Source organism: Planctopirus hydrillae (assembly GCF_001707835.1).
GTDB classification, from domain to species: Bacteria; Planctomycetota; Planctomycetia; order Planctomycetales; family Planctomycetaceae; genus Planctopirus; species Planctopirus hydrillae.
In genome coordinates this window covers 1-405 of the sequence record NZ_LYDR01000098.1, presented here as the reverse complement: position 1 = coordinate 405, position 405 = coordinate 1, and the positions used below count along the sequence as shown (strand labels likewise).

1 protein-coding gene is annotated in these 405 nt (G+C 41.2%); it reads left to right on the top strand.

Annotated elements, in window-relative coordinates; translation table 11 throughout:
• Window positions 1-405: GTPase (locus tag A6X21_RS11935; protein WP_205847458.1), on the top strand; the 405-nt coding region annotated here is incomplete at both ends.

The following is a 405-nucleotide window of genomic DNA, read 5'->3' as shown; positions in this document are numbered from 1 at the left end:
TGTTAATGGCTGATATTCCGGGCATTATAGAAGGAGCTTCAGAGGGTAAAGGTTTGGGATTGAGATTTCTTAGACATATTGAGCGCAATGCTTTACTCCTCTTTATGATACCGGCGGATACAGAGCATATTCGTGAAGAATACGAGTTGTTGCTCAGTGAGTTGGTCAAGTACAATGAAGATCTTGTAGGTAAGCGCAAGGTATTGGCTATAACTAAGTGTGACCTCATTGATGAAGAGCTGCAAGAGATGCTCAAAGCTGAGTTGCCTGAGGGATTACCTATTGTTTTTATCTCTTCAGTTGCACACATGGGACTTGACAAGCTTAAAGATACATTATGGCAAGAGCTCAATCGTGAAACAAAGCATGAAGCCCAGCGTATAGTGCATAAACCAATGGATATAA